11 protein-coding genes are annotated in these 14294 nt (G+C 66.0%); 5 read left to right on the top strand and 6 right to left on the bottom strand.

Annotation, left to right across the window (positions count from 1 at the left end; genetic code table 11):
* The first annotated feature begins 249 nt into the window (after window positions 1–249).
* The 3 genes from AC1RJW_RS24665 to AC1RJW_RS24655 all read left to right on the top strand — a co-directional run bounded on the left by AC1RJW_RS24665 (window position 250) and on the right by AC1RJW_RS24655 (window position 1933).
* Window positions 250–750, top strand: a complete 501-nt coding sequence (locus tag AC1RJW_RS24665) for a methylated-DNA--[protein]-cysteine S-methyltransferase (RefSeq protein ID WP_493047286.1) — start codon at window positions 250–252, stop codon at window positions 748–750.
* Window positions 747–1664 (top strand): site-specific tyrosine recombinase XerD, encoded by a 918-nt coding sequence (xerD, locus tag AC1RJW_RS24660; RefSeq protein WP_493047285.1) that lies wholly within the window; start codon window positions 747–749, stop codon window positions 1662–1664. The genes AC1RJW_RS24665 and xerD overlap by 4 nt, the downstream gene beginning before the upstream one ends.
* Before the next feature lie 80 nt (window positions 1665–1744).
* Window positions 1745–1933, top strand: a complete 189-nt coding sequence (locus AC1RJW_RS24655) for a hypothetical protein (protein ID WP_475417323.1) — start codon at window positions 1745–1747, stop codon at window positions 1931–1933.
* A 66-nt stretch (window positions 1934–1999) separates the two neighbouring features.
* Here AC1RJW_RS24655 and AC1RJW_RS24650 read toward each other — a convergent pair whose 3' ends face one another.
* Genes AC1RJW_RS24650 through AC1RJW_RS24640 form a run of 3 tightly spaced genes read right to left on the bottom strand, consistent with a single transcriptional unit; the run spans window position 2000 to window position 7485 of the window.
* On the bottom strand, window positions 2000–3277 hold the full coding sequence (locus tag AC1RJW_RS24650) for a TolC family protein (protein ID WP_493047284.1): 1278 nt from the start codon (window positions 3275–3277) through the stop codon (window positions 2000–2002).
* A complete protein-coding gene (locus AC1RJW_RS24645) occupies window positions 3264–6368 on the bottom strand; it encodes an efflux RND transporter permease subunit (protein ID WP_493047283.1) in 3105 nt (1034 codons plus the stop codon). The genes AC1RJW_RS24650 and AC1RJW_RS24645 overlap by 14 nt, the downstream gene beginning before the upstream one ends.
* Window positions 6361–7485, bottom strand: a complete 1125-nt coding sequence (locus AC1RJW_RS24640) for an efflux RND transporter periplasmic adaptor subunit (RefSeq protein ID WP_493047282.1) — start codon at window positions 7483–7485, stop codon at window positions 6361–6363. Before AC1RJW_RS24640 ends, AC1RJW_RS24645 begins: the two co-directional genes overlap by 8 nt.
* 238 nt (window positions 7486–7723) lie before the next feature.
* Between AC1RJW_RS24640 and AC1RJW_RS24635 the strand changes: the two genes are divergently transcribed.
* The gene (locus AC1RJW_RS24635; RefSeq protein ID WP_493047281.1) at window positions 7724–8404 is read left to right on the top strand and encodes a response regulator transcription factor; all 681 of its coding nucleotides are present in this window, start codon (window positions 7724–7726) and stop codon (window positions 8402–8404) included.
* A complete protein-coding gene (locus AC1RJW_RS24630; protein WP_493047280.1) occupies window positions 8397–9794 on the top strand; it encodes a sensor histidine kinase in 1398 nt (465 codons plus the stop codon). Before AC1RJW_RS24635 ends, AC1RJW_RS24630 begins: the two co-directional genes overlap by 8 nt.
* Here AC1RJW_RS24630 and AC1RJW_RS24625 read toward each other — a convergent pair.
* From AC1RJW_RS24625 to AC1RJW_RS24615, 3 genes are all read right to left on the bottom strand, one after another.
* On the bottom strand, window positions 9786–10097 hold the full coding sequence (locus tag AC1RJW_RS24625; protein WP_436549881.1) for a hypothetical protein: 312 nt from the start codon (window positions 10095–10097) through the stop codon (window positions 9786–9788). The two genes, AC1RJW_RS24630 and AC1RJW_RS24625, sit on opposite strands and share 9 nt — an antisense overlap.
* Complete coding sequence (locus AC1RJW_RS24620) at window positions 10097–10816, bottom strand: MgtC/SapB family protein (RefSeq protein WP_216350415.1); 720 nt, start codon at window positions 10814–10816, stop codon at window positions 10097–10099. Before AC1RJW_RS24620 ends, AC1RJW_RS24625 begins: the two co-directional genes overlap by 1 nt.
* 362 nt (window positions 10817–11178) lie before the next feature.
* Window positions 11179–14292 carry an efflux RND transporter permease subunit gene (locus tag AC1RJW_RS24615; RefSeq protein WP_493047279.1) on the bottom strand — a complete coding sequence of 1038 codons (3114 nt, stop codon included), beginning with the start codon at window positions 14290–14292 and terminating at the stop codon, window positions 11179–11181.
* Between the last annotated feature and the right edge of the window lie 2 nt (window positions 14293–14294).

Below are 14294 nucleotides of genomic sequence, written 5' to 3'. Positions count from 1 at the left end.
GGATATATTGAGGAGACACACGTTTCACAGAAGTTGTTGAGTCATAGCTGTCTGCGGCCACAAGCCGGCACCGGCGGACCCAAACGACCGGGAACGTGAAGCAATATTTGAAGCGCACCGACTGGTGCGCTTTTTTTTCGTGCGTGGGAAACGTCCGCCAGCACGCCCAAAGTCGGTGCATAATTCCCGTAGCGCGGTTTCCGGCGCCGGCAAGTTGCATATATGCCACACTTGAATAATGATCAGCAGATGAAAAAACAACAGGGCAGTGAACTGTTTAGCGCCATCGTGGCCGCGCCGTTCGGCGCCATGGGCGTGCGCGCGCAGGACGGCCAGTTGCGCGAACTGGTGTATTTGCCGCCGCACTTCGACGAGAAAGCGCCGCAGGATGCCGTCTCCGAGCGGGCGTGCGACCAACTGGCAGCCTATTTCCGCGACCCCGATGCGCCGTTCGACCTGCCGCTGGCGGGCCTGGGCAGCGCTTACCAGCAACGGGTATGGGCGGCGATCGCCGGCATTCCGCGCGGCCAGGTGCGCACGTATGGCGACGTGGCGCGCCTGATCGGCTCGGCGCCGCGCGCCGTCGGGCAGGCCTGCGGTGCCAACTGGTTTCCCGTGGTGATCCCTTGCCACCGGGTCACGGCTGCCGGCGGCCTGGGCGGCTTTGCCCACCATGACGATGCGACGGGATTTCACCTGGGCGTGAAGCGCTGGCTGCTGGCGCATGAAGGCGTGGTGGCCTACCGATGATGAACAGCCTGCTGGCGCCAGACAACACTACCCTGATCGATGAATTCTGCGACAGCCTGTGGCTGGAAGACGGCCTGTCGAAAAACTCGCTCGATGCCTACCGGCGCGACATGCGGCTGTTCGCCCGCTGGCTGGAAGTGGCGCGGCCCGGGCGCGAGGGCCTGTACGAGGTGACCACGGCCGACATCGAGGCGTATTTTTCCGCCCGCCACGACGAGAGCAAGGCGACGTCGTCGAACCGCCGGCTGTCCGTGCTCAAGCGTTTTTACCAGCTGGCCTTGCGGCAAAAACATATCGCCGCCGACCCGTGCCTGAAGATGGTGTCGGCCAAGCAGCCGGCCCGCTTCGTGCATACCTTGAGCGAGGCGCAGGTGGAAGCCTTGCTGGCGGCACCCGACGTGAGCACGCCGCTGGGCTTGCGCGAGCGCACCATGCTCGAACTCATGTATGCGAGCGGCTTGCGCGTGTCGGAACTGGTGGACTTGCAATCCGTGGAACTGAGCCTGAACGATGGCGTGCTGCGCATTACGGGCAAGGGCAGCAAGACGCGCCTGGTGCCGTTCGGCGAACAGGCGCGGCTGTGGATCGAGCGCTACCTGAAGGAAGCGCGCGGTATCATCCTCGACGGACAGATGGACGATGCGCTGTTCGTCACGCGGCGCGGGGGCGCCATGACGCGGCAAATGTTCTGGGTCATCATCAAGAAACACGCGCTGAACGCTGGCATCACGGCGCCGCTGTCGCCGCATACCTTGCGCCATGCGTTCGCCACGCATTTGCTGAACCATGGAGCGGACTTGCGTGTTGTGCAATTGTTACTGGGGCACTCCGATATTTCCACCACGCAGATTTACACGCATGTGGCCCGTGAACGGCTGAAACTGCTGCATGCGCAGCATCATCCACGAGGCTAAACATTTGGAGTTTGCTCCAACTACGTCATAATGTGCCTTATATGCTTATCTGTAACATCTAAAAACTAAAGAGGTAGTAAATGGCCAAGACAAATTTCCAATACGAAAAACGGCAAAAAGAGCTGGAAAAGAAGAAGAAAGCCGAGGAAAAAGCCAGGCGCAAGCTGGAAGCGAAGAACAATCCGAAGCCGGCCGATGGCGAAGAGGGTGCCGAGGGTGACGAGCCCGAAGCGGACGACGCTACCGACGCTCCTGCCCAGCCTCAGTAATTCCCCTGTTTCTGACGACCGGTGCGGCATGGCCGTGCCGGTCTCCCCCTCGTTTTCCCTTCCCCGCTACAAGCGCGGCCGCTGGCCGATGGCCAGTTGCAGCTGCGTGCTGGCGATGGCCGCATCGGCGCGTGCCTGCACATACCCCTGATACGCCTCATCGGCCGAACGCTGCGCCGCCAGCCATTCCAGCAGCGAGGCATTGCCGCTGAAGTAGGACAGGCGCATGCCATCGACCACCTTTTGCGCATCGACCAGCACGCCGTCGCGGTAGCGCGCCAGCCTGTCCTGCGCCGCACGCAGCTGCCGCTGCGCCGTGCGCACCTGCGTTTCCGCCGTCAGTTCCGCCTGGCGCAGGGCCAGCATGGCTTGCGTCACGCCCGCTTCCGCCTGTACGACGTCGCCCTTGTCGCGCCGCGACAGGGGGATGGGGATGGCCAGCGATACGCTCAAGGCGCGCGAGCGCGGCGACCCGTCGACGGGATTGCCGCTGGCGTCAAAGCCGTCATGGTAGCCGCGCGCGGCGGCCAGGCCCAGGGTGACGGTCGGGTCGACGGCGCGGTTGGCGCGCACGAGCGCCGCGCCGTCGCGCAGATTGTCCACGGTGGCGCGGGCGATGCGCACGTCGCTCCGCGCCTCGAGCGCCTGCGGCACCAGGGTGCTGGCATCCTGGTCGGCATACGCGGCGAAGTCGCAGGCCAGCTGCGCGTCCGGAAAGAGGCTGTCGAACTGGCGGCCCAAGGGGGGCGACAAATTCAACATGGCGCTGTCGGCCTCGCTGCGCGCCTGCGCCAGCTCGGCCTGGAACTGGTCGCGTTCCACGCGCGACTGCAGCAGCTCGATGCCGCCCACGTCGCCTGCCTTGCGCCGCACGGCGTTCGCCTCGACGACTTTCGACAGGGCTGCCATGGTCTGCTCCTTGCGTGCGAGGACCTCGCGCGTGCGGCACGCTTCCGTGAACGCGGCGGTGGCCGTGCCATACAGTTCGCTTTTGAAGCCGGCCACCGTTTCCTCGGCCAGCGCGACATGGCTGTGCGCCGCCTTCAAGCGCGCGGCGCGCTTGCCGCCCGTCTCGATGGCCATGCTGATGGCCGGATTCCACGTGATTGGGCGGTGCTCGACGCTGCGCACGGTTTCGCGCGTGGCGCCCAGCGTGAATTCGGGATCGGGACGCAGGCCGGCGATGCCGATGCCCGCCTTGGCCGAGACGATGTCTTCCTGCTGCGCCTGCAATTCCAGGCTGTGGCTTTCCACGGCGGACAAATAGGTCTCGAAGCTCAAGGGTGCGGCGATGGCGCATGGCGTCATCAGCCAGGCCGCCAGCAGTACATTAAAACGTGTCATGGTTTGCTCCTTCGGTATCGGTCCGGCGTTGTTGTACATACGCCTCGATCAGGTAATACAGGGCCGGCAACAGCAGCAGGGTCAGTGCCGTCGCCGTTACCAGGCCGCCCACCACGACGGTGGCCAACGGGCGCTGCACGTCGCTGCCCAGGCCTGTCGCCAGCATGGCCGGCGTCAGCCCCAGGGCGGCCACGGTGGCCGTCATCAGCACGGGGCGCATGCGGTCGCGCGCGCCATCCAGCACGGCGTCGCGCAAGCTCCTGCCTTCGTCCGCGCGCAAGCGGTTGATCTGCGCCAGCATCAGCACGGCATTCAGCACGGCCACGCCGAACAGGGCGATGAAACCGACGGCGCTCGACACGTTCAGGGTCATGCCGCGCAGGTGCAGTGCGGCCAGGCCGCCCAGCATGGCCAGCGGCACGGCCAGCAAGACCAGCGCGGGCTGGCGCAGGTTGCGGAACTGGCCAAACAGCAGCAGGAACATGGCGCCCAGGGTCATCGGCAGGATCAGGGCCAAGCGGCTTTGCGCGCGCTGCAGGTTTTCGAACTGGCCGCCCCATTCGACGCTGATGCGCTGGTGTTCGTTGGCCACGGCTTGGGCCACCAGCGGGCGCGCTTCGGCCAGGAAGCCGGCCAGGTCGCGTCCGCGGGCATTGAGGCGCACGATGATGTGGCGCCGCCCCATTTCGCGCACGATCACGCTTTCGCCCGAGGTGGTACTGATGGTGGCCACCTGCGCCAGCGGTACCTTGGCGCCGTTGGCGGCCGTGAGCTTCAGGCTGGCGATGGCGTCCGGGCTGGAACGCGTGGCGGGCGGGAAGCGCACGGCGATGTCGTAGCTTTTCTCGCCCACGTAGACCTGGCCGATGGGCGCGCCGCCGATGCCGGTGGCAATCAGGTCGGCCACGTCGGCCGCGTTGATGCCGTAGCGGGCCGCCTTCGCGCGGTCCAGTTCCACCTTCAGGTTGGGCAGCGGCGGCTCCACGTCCACCGCCACGTCGGAGGCGCCGTGGACAGTCTTCAGCACATTGGCCACCTTGCCGGCGATGGCGCGCACCTCATCGAGGTCGTTGCCGAAGATTTTTACCGTCAGGTCGCTGTGCGCGCCCGACAATTTATCCTGCACGCCATCGATCATCGGCTGCATGAAGGCCACCGTGACGCCTGGCATGCGGGCGAAGCGTGCATTCATTTTCGCGATCAGCTGCTGCTTGCTCATGCCCGATTTCCAGCTTTTGTACGGATGCAGTCCCACACTCGCCTCGATGTGCGACGGCGTCCAGTAATCGGTGCCGTCGTCGTTGCGTCCCGTCTGCGTGACGATGGTCGACACTTCCGGGAATTCCAGCGCGGCGCGCCGCAGTTCGCTGGCCATCTCCGACGCCTTGTCCAAGGTGATCCCGGGCGGCATCTGCACCTGCAGCCACAGCGAACCCTCATCGAGATAGGGCAGGAAGTCGCGGCCGATGCTGCCGCCCAGGATGGCAAGCGCTGCGAGCGATCCTGCGCACACCATCGCCACCCAGCGCTTCTTGCCCACCATGCGTTCGAGGAAGCGCCCGTACGCGGACGCCAGCTTGTCCAGCACGCGGTTATGGAAGGTGCGGCGCGGCTTGCGCAAGGCCAGCCAGGCCAGGCCGGGGATCAGCACCAGCGCCACCACCAGCGCGCCCGCCAGTGCCGCGCCCACCGCGTACGCCATGGGCGAGAACAGCTTGTACTCGATGCGCTGGAAGGCGAACAGGGGCAGGTAGGCGGCGATGATGACGGCCATGCCGAACATGATGGGGCGCGCCACCTGCAGGGTCGCCTCGATGGCGTCCTGCAGGGTCAGGGGGCGTTCCTGTTCCCGTTCGCGGCGGCGCAGCATGTTTTCCAGCACCACCACGGAACCGTCGACGAGGATGCCGAAGTCGATCGCCCCCAGGGACAGCAAATTGGCGGGAATCTTAAAATGATGCATGAAGATGAAGGCGATCAGCAGGGCCAGCGGAATCGTCAGCGCGACGATGGCGGCCGCGCGCGGGCTGCCCAGATACAGCAGCAGCACGAGGGCGACGAGCAGCATGCCTTCACCCAGGGTAAATCCCACCGTATGCAGGGTGGCGTCGATCAGCGAGCTGCGGTCCAGGTAGGGCACGACCTTCACGTCCTTCGGCAGCACGTTGGCGTTCAGGTCGTCGACGGCCGCATGGATGCCGGCCAGCGCCTCGGACGGGTTGAAATCCTTCAGCAGCAGGGTGATGCCTTCGATGGTGTCGGGGTTGTCGTCCTTGCCGAGGATGCCGCGCCGCTCCACGTTGCCGTAGGCGAGCTTGCCCAGGTCCTTCACCAGCACGGGCACGCCGTCCTTGCTGCTGACGACGACGTTGCCCATGTCGTCCAGCGAATGCAGCAGGCCCACGCCGCGCACCACGTACGATTGCTGGCCGCGGTCGATGACGCTGCCGCCGCCGCTGATGTTGTTGGCATTGATGGCTTCCTTCACCTGCGCTAGCGAGAAGCCGTAGCTGTCCAGTTTTGCGGGATCGAGTTCCAGCATGAATTGCGTCGTCAGGCCGCCGAAATTGCTGACGTCGGCCACGCCGCGCACCTGCTGCAGGCGCGGGATCACGGTCCAGAACTGCAGCTCGGACAGTTCGCGCAGGGAGCGCGTTTTCGATTCCAGCGTGTAGCGGTAGATCTCGCCCGTGGGTGAGGTGTAGGGATCGAGCCCCGGCTTGGCGTCGTACGGCAGGTTGACGCTGGCCAGGCGCTCCTGCAGCCGTTCTCGCGTGAAGTAGCCATCGCTGCCATCCTCGAACACCACTGTGATCAGCGACAGCGCGAACAGGCTGCGCGTGCGCAGCACGTGCATGCCGGGCGTGCCCAGCAGGGCGCGTTCGAGCGGGATGGTGATCTGCTGCTCGATTTCCTCGGCGCCCAGGCCCGGCACCTGCGTGACGATCTGCGAAGTGACGTCGGCGATGTCGGGATAGGCTTCGATGGGCAGCTGTTTCCAGCAGTAGACGCCGTAGACGGCGACGAACAGCAGCACCAGCCAGACGATGCCGCGCCGCTGGCAGCAGGTGGCGATGAAATGGTCAATCATTGAGCAGCACTCCTTCCTTGACGACGATGCGTTCGCCCGCTTTCAGGCCGGCGAGGATTTCCACCTGTTCTCCATGGCTGGCGCCCACTTCCACCGTGCGCGGCGTAAATACCAGCGGGCTGCGCTCGACCATCACGCGCGTCGATGGCCCGCTTTGCAGCACGGCCGCCGCGGGCACGAGGAGGGCGCGGCGGCTGGCGCCGGCAAAACCGGCGTGGGCAAACATGCCCGGCTTGAAGGTGCCGGTGCGGTTGTCGATGGCCACGCGCACTTTTACCGTCCGCGTCTCGGGATCGAGCACGGCGCCCACATACGCGACCTTGCCCTCGAAAGCCTTGCCGGGCCAGGCATCGACGGTGATGCGGGCCGTCTGGCCCACGGCCACCTGCACCAGGTCCCTCTCGGCCACGTTGGCCGACAGCCACACGGTGGACAGATCCGCCACCGTCATGACGGGCGCGTTGATATCGTTCCAGTAGCCGCCTTGGGCGCCATCCATGGCGATCACGGTGCCGGCGATGGGTGAGCGCAGCACGTAGTCGCGGCGCGAACCGCGCGCGCCGGCGCCGTACTGGGCCAGCTTGTCGGCGCTGGCGTGTGCGTCGCTGCCGGCCTGGTCGTAGGCTGCCTGGGCCGCCTCGTACTCCTTGCGCGCGGCGATTTCCGCCTCGAACAGGGTTTTCTGGCGCTCCAGTTCCTGGCGCGCCTGCAGCAGGGCGGACTTCGCCTTGCTGTCGTCCGCGTAGGCGGCGCTCAGTTCCGCCGAGTCGAGCGTGAACAGCGGGTCGCCCGCCTTCACGCTGTCGCCCAGCGCGCGCTGCAAGCGCGTGATGCGCCCGGCCAGGGGGGGCGTGATCTTCACCAGTTTTTCCGGCATCGCTTCGATGCTGCCCGGCGCATCCGTCTGCGTGGCGATCTCCTGTTCCTGCACGGCGGCGATCTGCAGGCGCTGGCGCAGCGGCGACATCTTGTCGACGGCGATGCTGCCGTCGTCCAGATGCATCGATTGGACGGGCGGCATGGCTGCCGCCGTCGGTTTGGCGCAGCCGGCCAGGGCCGAGCAGGCGAGAGCGAGGGCGCAGCTGGCGCCCAGGGCGTTGCGGGTGGTCGTGTTCATCCCGTGTTTCCTTGTTATTGATGGTGATGGGGCATGCGTGGATGCCGTGCCCAGGCGGGCGGTCAGAAGGGGGCGCGGGCAGCGATATGACAGCGCCGGGAAAGCATAGCAATGTGCTCCTGAAGAAGCGCCCAAGAACGCCTGAATCATTCTTCAGGTTGCGTGCGCGCGCGGTGTGGCGCGGTAAAATGCAAGGATGGAAAATGCGGGAAAACGCAGCACAATGAGAAAGGCAAGCATGAGAATCCTCCTGGTGGAAGACGACCGCAAGGCGGCGCGCCTGTTGGCCCGTGGCTTACAGGAAGAAGGCTTTGTCGTCGACGTGGCGCACAGCGCGGAAGAGGGCGAGGACGAAAGTTACGCCGTCGACTACGACGCGATCGTGCTGGACTGGATGTTGCCGGGCAAGCAGGGCATCGATTTTTGCCGCGACTTGCGCGCGCGCGGCATCCAGACGCCCGTGCTGATGCTCACGGCGCGCGACGCCACGGCCGACCGGGTGGCGGGCCTGAACACGGGGGCCGACGATTACCTGACCAAACCGTTCGAATTCGAGGAGCTGCTGGCGCGCATCCGTGCGCTGCTGCGCCGCTCCGACATCAGCCGCCCGCTGGTGCTGGCGCTGGCCGACCTGACGCTCGATCCCGTCAGCCACCAGGCGGCGCGGGCCGGCGCGCCGCTGGTGCTGACGCCCAAGGAATACGCAATTCTGCTGATCCTGCTGCGTCAGGCGGGCGAGGTGGTGAGCCGCGCGCGCCTGGCCGAGCAGATCTGGCAGGCGGACCTGATCGGCATCGATAACCTGATCGACGTCCATGTGCGCAACCTGCGGGGAAAAGTCGATGCGCCGGGCCTGCCGCCCTTGATCCACACGGTGCGCGGACGCGGCTTCCGCCTGGCGGAAAACCACGGTGGCTAGCTTTCGCAAGCGATTGCTGCTGGTGCACCTGGCCGTCATCCTCGCCATCGTCGCCTGCACGGCGCTGGCTGGCTACTGGGGCCTGTCGCGCGCCGTGCATGGCCAGCTCGATGCGGCCCTGCTGGCGCTGGCCGAGACGGAAATGGCCATGCTGCCGGCCGCGCCACGCCAGCCCGTGCAGGTGCACGAGGTGGCGCCGGGCCTGGCGCCGCCGTCATTGACGCGCCTCGACCGCCTGGTGCAGATCATCGATGGCGAGGGCCGCGTGCTGGCGCGCAGCCGCAACCTGGAGGCGGCGCAGCTGCCGGCGCCGCCCGCCCTGCTGGCGCACCTGGCGGCCGGCGAGACCGTCTTCGAGACCTTGCCCAAGTTCGGCGAGGAGCCGCTGCGCATGGTCTCGATTCCCGTGCCCTCATCCGGCGCGCGCCTGGCGGTGCAGGTGGCCGGTTCGCTCGACGACACCAATCACGTACTGGCCGCGGCCACCGTGCTGTTTGGCGCCATGGCGCTGGCCTTGCTGGCTGCCGTGGGCCTGGCCGGCGAAATGCTCACGCGCCGCGTGCTGGGTGCCATCGACGACGTGGTAGACCAGGCGCATTCGATCGGCGAAGCCAGCCTGCACCAGCGCCTGCCCCATCCCGGCACGCGGGACGAGATCGGCCGCCTGGTCGATACCCTGAACGCCATGCTGGACCGCCTGGAGCACGGCTACGATGCGCAGCGCCGCTTCACGGCCGACGCTTCGCACGAACTGCGCTCGCCCCTGTCGCGCCTGCGCACGGAAATCGAAATCACCCTGCGCCGTCCGCGCGAAGCGCCCGAGTATGTGGACGCGCTGGCGTCCTGCCTCGATGAAGTGCAGCGCCTGACGACCCTGGTGGAAGAACTCCTGATGCTCACGCGCCTGGACGTGGGGCAGGAGCGCAATGCCGTGGAAACCATCGCGCTCAATCCGCTCGTGCGGGCGGCCGCGCAGCGGCTGGAAAAGCCGGCAGCGCAGCGCGGCATCCGCATCGTCTTCGATGACAGTGTGGCCGTGCATGCGCGCGTGGCGGCCGGTCCCGTGGACCTGGTGCTGGCCAATCTGCTCGATAACGCCGTGAAGTTCTCGCCGCCAGACAGCGTCATCACCGTGCACGTGGCGTGCGAGGGCGAACATGCGCTCGTCGGCGTGGCGGATGCGGGACCGGGCATCGGCGTGGAAGACTTGCCGCATCTGTTCGAGCGTTTTTACCGCGGTGCCCAGGCGCGCGCGGGCGAGGCGCCCGGTTTCGGGCTGGGCCTGGCCCTGTCGCAAGCCATCGTGCACGCGTATGGCGGCAGTATCGAGGCGCGCAACCGCCCGCAAGGCGGCGCGCTGTTCCTCATGCGCCTGCCCGCGTCAAGCTGAGGGCGCCACGCCTTCCCAGCGCACCTGCCGCACTTGCGGCCAGGCGCCCGCGCGGTTGACGAAGCGCACCAGCACGGCGCGCTGCACCGCCTGGCACAACACCGTGGCGATCAGCTGCACCACCTGCCGGGCTTCGTCCCAGCTGCGCAGCATCTGCGACGGCGCCAGGCCCGCGCCTTTGAGTTCGGCCAGCAGCAGGCGCACCACGTGGTCGGCTTGTGCCGCAGGGCAGGTGACGGTCAGGCGGTAGGTGGCCACGACGGGGCCGCGCCTGGCAAACCAATGGAAGAATTTTTTCATCATCACACTCCCCGTTCGGCGACAAATTCCGCGTTGTTCACGAGCGCCCAGCGCACGGCCGAGACGCTGCCTTCCAGGCTCACTTGGCTGACGATCTGTTCCAGCAATCCCAGGCTGGACAAGGGTGTGAGCAGGTCGGCCCGCACTTCGATGCGCCCGGCCTGCGCGGCGTCTTCGCTGTGCAAGGATTGCAGCATCAGCGCCGGCATGCCGCTGATCAAGCGCAGCATCAGCTTGCGCACCTGGACTTCCTGTTCCGCCTCGCACACGGCCGTCACGCGGTAGATGCTTTCCGTCTCGATGCCCGCTTCGCTGCCGTGCGCGTTGATGCGTTGCGCCAGGTGGCGCAGCACCAGGTTGGCGATCAGCACGAAGCCCGTGCCGATGGCCGCTTCCAGGGCAAATCCCAGGCCGCACAGGATGCCGATGGCGGCCGAGCACCACAGGGTAGCGGCCGTGTTCAGGCCGCGCACCGTCATGCCCTCGCGCATGATGACGCCGGCACCGAGAAAGCCGATGCCCGACACCACCTGCGCGGCGATGCGCATATGGCCAGAGGCATCGCCTTCGAGCACGGAAACCATCACGAACAGCGAGGCGCCGACGGACACCAGCGCATTCGTGCGCAGGCCCGCCATGCGCTGGCGCAGCTGGCGTTCGGCGCCGATCATCGCGCCCAGGGTCAATGCCGCGGCAACGCGCAGCGCAAAGTCAAATACCACCATCAGTTTCTCCCGGCTGGGGAGGAACAGGCGAGTGCAAGGGCGAAGAAAATCCGCCCGCAAGGGGGCAGTAGACGATAACGGTGGAACGATGAGGAGGGAAGTGGCGGCGAATGTGCATCGCCGCTGGTAAAACCGCACCTTGCCGAGGGCAGGGCGGGCGGAATGCGCGCGTCTTGCCTAAGGCCGATCGCCGATGGTCAATCGACTACTGTCACTGGAACAAGCACCCACGAGTCACTCCATATCATTGATAACGGGGAGAGTCTAGCCAGTGGGGCAGCTTTGGTCAACTGAAGCTCTCTTCAGGAAGCCGCCGCGTCGTCCCCGCCAATGCGGGGACGGTGAAGGCGACCGGTCAATCAGTGGGCGTGTGCCTTGCCGTCGTCGGCGGATTCGGCATGCTCGCCGCCGCCGAAAAAGCGCGCCGCGCGCTTGCCCAGGCTGTCGAGATATGTGTAGGCGACGGGCACCACCACCAGCGTCAACAGGGTCGAGGTGATCACGCCGCCGATGACTGCGCGGCCCATCGGCGCCTGCGATTCGCCGCCGTCGCCCATGCCGATGGCCATCGGCAGCATGCCGAACACCATCGCCAGGGTCGTCATCAGGATGGGGCGCAGACGCACTTGCCCCGCTTCCATCAGCGCCTCGAACTGCCCCAGGCCTTCGCGCTGGCGCTGATTGGTGAAGTCGACCAGCAAAATCGCGTTCTTCGTCACTAAGCCCATGAGCATGATGAAGCCGATCACGGAGAAGATGTTCAGGGTGCTGCCCGTGATCAGCAGCGCGGCCAGCACGCCGATCAGGGACAGCGGCAGCGACACCATGATGGCGATCGGCTGCAAGAAGCTGCCGAACTGCGAGGCCAGCACCAGGTAGATGAAGATCACGGCGATCCCCAGCGCCATCATGGCGCCGCCCATGGTTTCGGCCATCTGCTGCGCATTGCCGGCCACGTCGAAGCGCACGCCCGGCGGCAGGTCGATGGACTTGATGGCCTTCTGCACGTCGGCGTCGACGTCGCCGGCAGGGCGGCCCTGCACCCCCGCATAGATGGCGACCCGGCGCTGCAAGGCCTGGCGTTTGAGCACCTGCGGGCTGGAGGACGGCACGAAGTCGACCACCTGGCGCAGCGGAATCATGACGGGCTTGCCGTTCGCGTCAAGCTTGCTCGACGCGAGCGACAGGTCGGCCAGGTCGGCCACTTTCTGGCGGCCCGATTTGGGCAGCTGCACGTTGACGTCGTAGTTCTGCCCGTCGGACGCCAGCCAGTGGCTGACCGTGTCGCCGGCCACGAACGGACGCAGGGCATTGCCGATCTGCTGCACCGACAAGCCCAGGTCGCTGGCCAGTTCGTTGTTGATCTTCACGGTGGTCGACGGATTGGCGCCTTCCTGGCTGTATTCCATGTCGGCCAGGCCCTTGATGTTGCGCATCTTGTCCATCAGGGTGTGCGCCACCGCATCGAGCTTGCCTTCATCGGTGCCGAGGATGGCGATGAAGATGGGACGCTGGCCGACGGACAGGGTGATGCCGGCAATCGGCGCCAGGCGTTCGCGGATCAGCTTTTCCAGTTCCTGCTGCGAGCGGCGCTTGTGCGTCTTGATGTCCGTCAGCTTCAGGTTTACTTCGGCCGTGTTGCGTCCATCGGGCGTGCCGATGTTGGCCACCAGGCTGTCGATCTCGGGAAATTCCTTCAAGGCCGTTTCGATCTGGCGCACTTTGCTGTCCGTGTATTCGAGGCTGGAACCGACGGGCGTCTTGAAGCGCAGGTTGACCCAGCCCTGGTCCGTCTCGGGGAACATCTCGCCGCCGATCATGGGCACGAGCATCAGGCTGCCCGCGAACAGGGCCACGGCCGTGGCCAGGGTGGTCTTGCGCCAGCGCAAGGCGACTGCCAGCACCTTGCCGTACCATACGTGCAGGCGGTCGATGCCCGTCTCGATCCAGGCCATGAAGCGGCCCAGCCACGGCGCGTATTTGAAGCGGTCCTTGACGGGGTCGCGCCAGACGGACGACAGCATGGGGTCGAGCGTGAAGCTGACGAACAGCGAGACGAGCACGGCGACGGCCACGGTGATGCCGAACTGCAGGAAGAAGCGGCCGATGATGCCGTCCATGAAGGCGACGGGCACGAACACGGCGACGATGGCGAACGTGGTGGCCATCACGGCCAGGCCGATTTCGTTGGTGCCGTCGTTGGCCGCCTTGTAGTGGTTCTTGCCCATGCCCAGGTGGCGCACGATGTTTTCGCGCACCACGATGGCGTCATCGATCAGCAGGCCGATGCACAGCGACAGCGCCATCAGGGTCAGGAAGTTCAGGGTGAAGCCGAAGGCCTTCATGGCGATGAAGCTGGCCAGCACGGAGATCGGCAGGGTCAATCCCGTGATGATGGTCGAGCGCCACGAGTGCAGGAACAGGAAGACGATCACCATGGTCAGCACGGCGCCTTCGATGATGGTGCGCTTGACGTTATTGAGCTGGCTTTGCACGCGTTCCGACTCGTCGTCCAGCACGCGCAGGGTGATATCGGGCGGCAGGCTCTTTTGCAGGTCGGCCGCCACTTTCAGGATGCCGGTGCCCACTTCGACCACGTTGGCGTCCTGCACCTTGGTGATTTCCATGGTCACGGCCTGCTGGCCGTTCATGCGCGAAATCGACAGTTCTTCCTGCTCGCCGTCGACGACGGTGGCCACCTGGTCCAGGTAGACGGGGCCGACGGCGCGGCGCGCGACGATGATCTTGCCGAATTCGCGCGCATTCTTGATCTTGCCTTCCACGCGCACCAGCTGCTCGGCCGCGCCATGGCTGATGGAGCCGGCCGGCAGGTTGGTATTCGTCGCCTGGATGGCGCGGATGACTTCATCGACGCCGATGCCCTGGGCATTGAGTTCGATCGGCTTCATGCTGATGAGGATCTGGCGCGCGCGCAGGCCGCGCAGCTTGACTTGCCCCACGCCGGCCACGCCCTGGAAGCGCTTGCTGATGATCTGCTCCGTCATGGTCGACAGCGAGCGCAGGTCATGCCCGGTCGAGGTCAGCACGATGGTGGCGATGGGGCGCTCGTTGTCGCCCTCGGCGCGGGCGATGAACGGGTCCTTGGCCTCTTTCGGGAAGCGCGGGCGCACCAGGGCCACCTTGTCGCGCAAGTCCTGCATGGCCTTGTCCATGTTGGTCGACAGCTCGAATTCCAGGTAGACGCCGGCGCGTCCTTCCCACGAGTTGGCGCGGATGGTCTTGATGCCGCTGACGGTGTTGACGGCGTCCTCGATGGGGCGCGTGATGTCGTTTTCCACGGCTTCGGGCGAGGCGCCCGGGTAATTCACTTCAATGGCGGCGAACGGAAATTGCACGCTGGGCATGCTTTCCACGCCCAGGCCCCGGTAGGAGAAGATGCCCAGCACCACCAGCGCCACCATGACCATGGTGGCGAAGACGGGGTTTTGAATGCTGACTTTGGTCATCCACATGG

The organism is Janthinobacterium sp. GW822-FHT07A03, assembly GCF_058798815.1.
The sequence above is the reverse complement of the archived record's forward strand: the minus strand, read 5'-3'. Positions and strand labels throughout refer to the sequence as shown.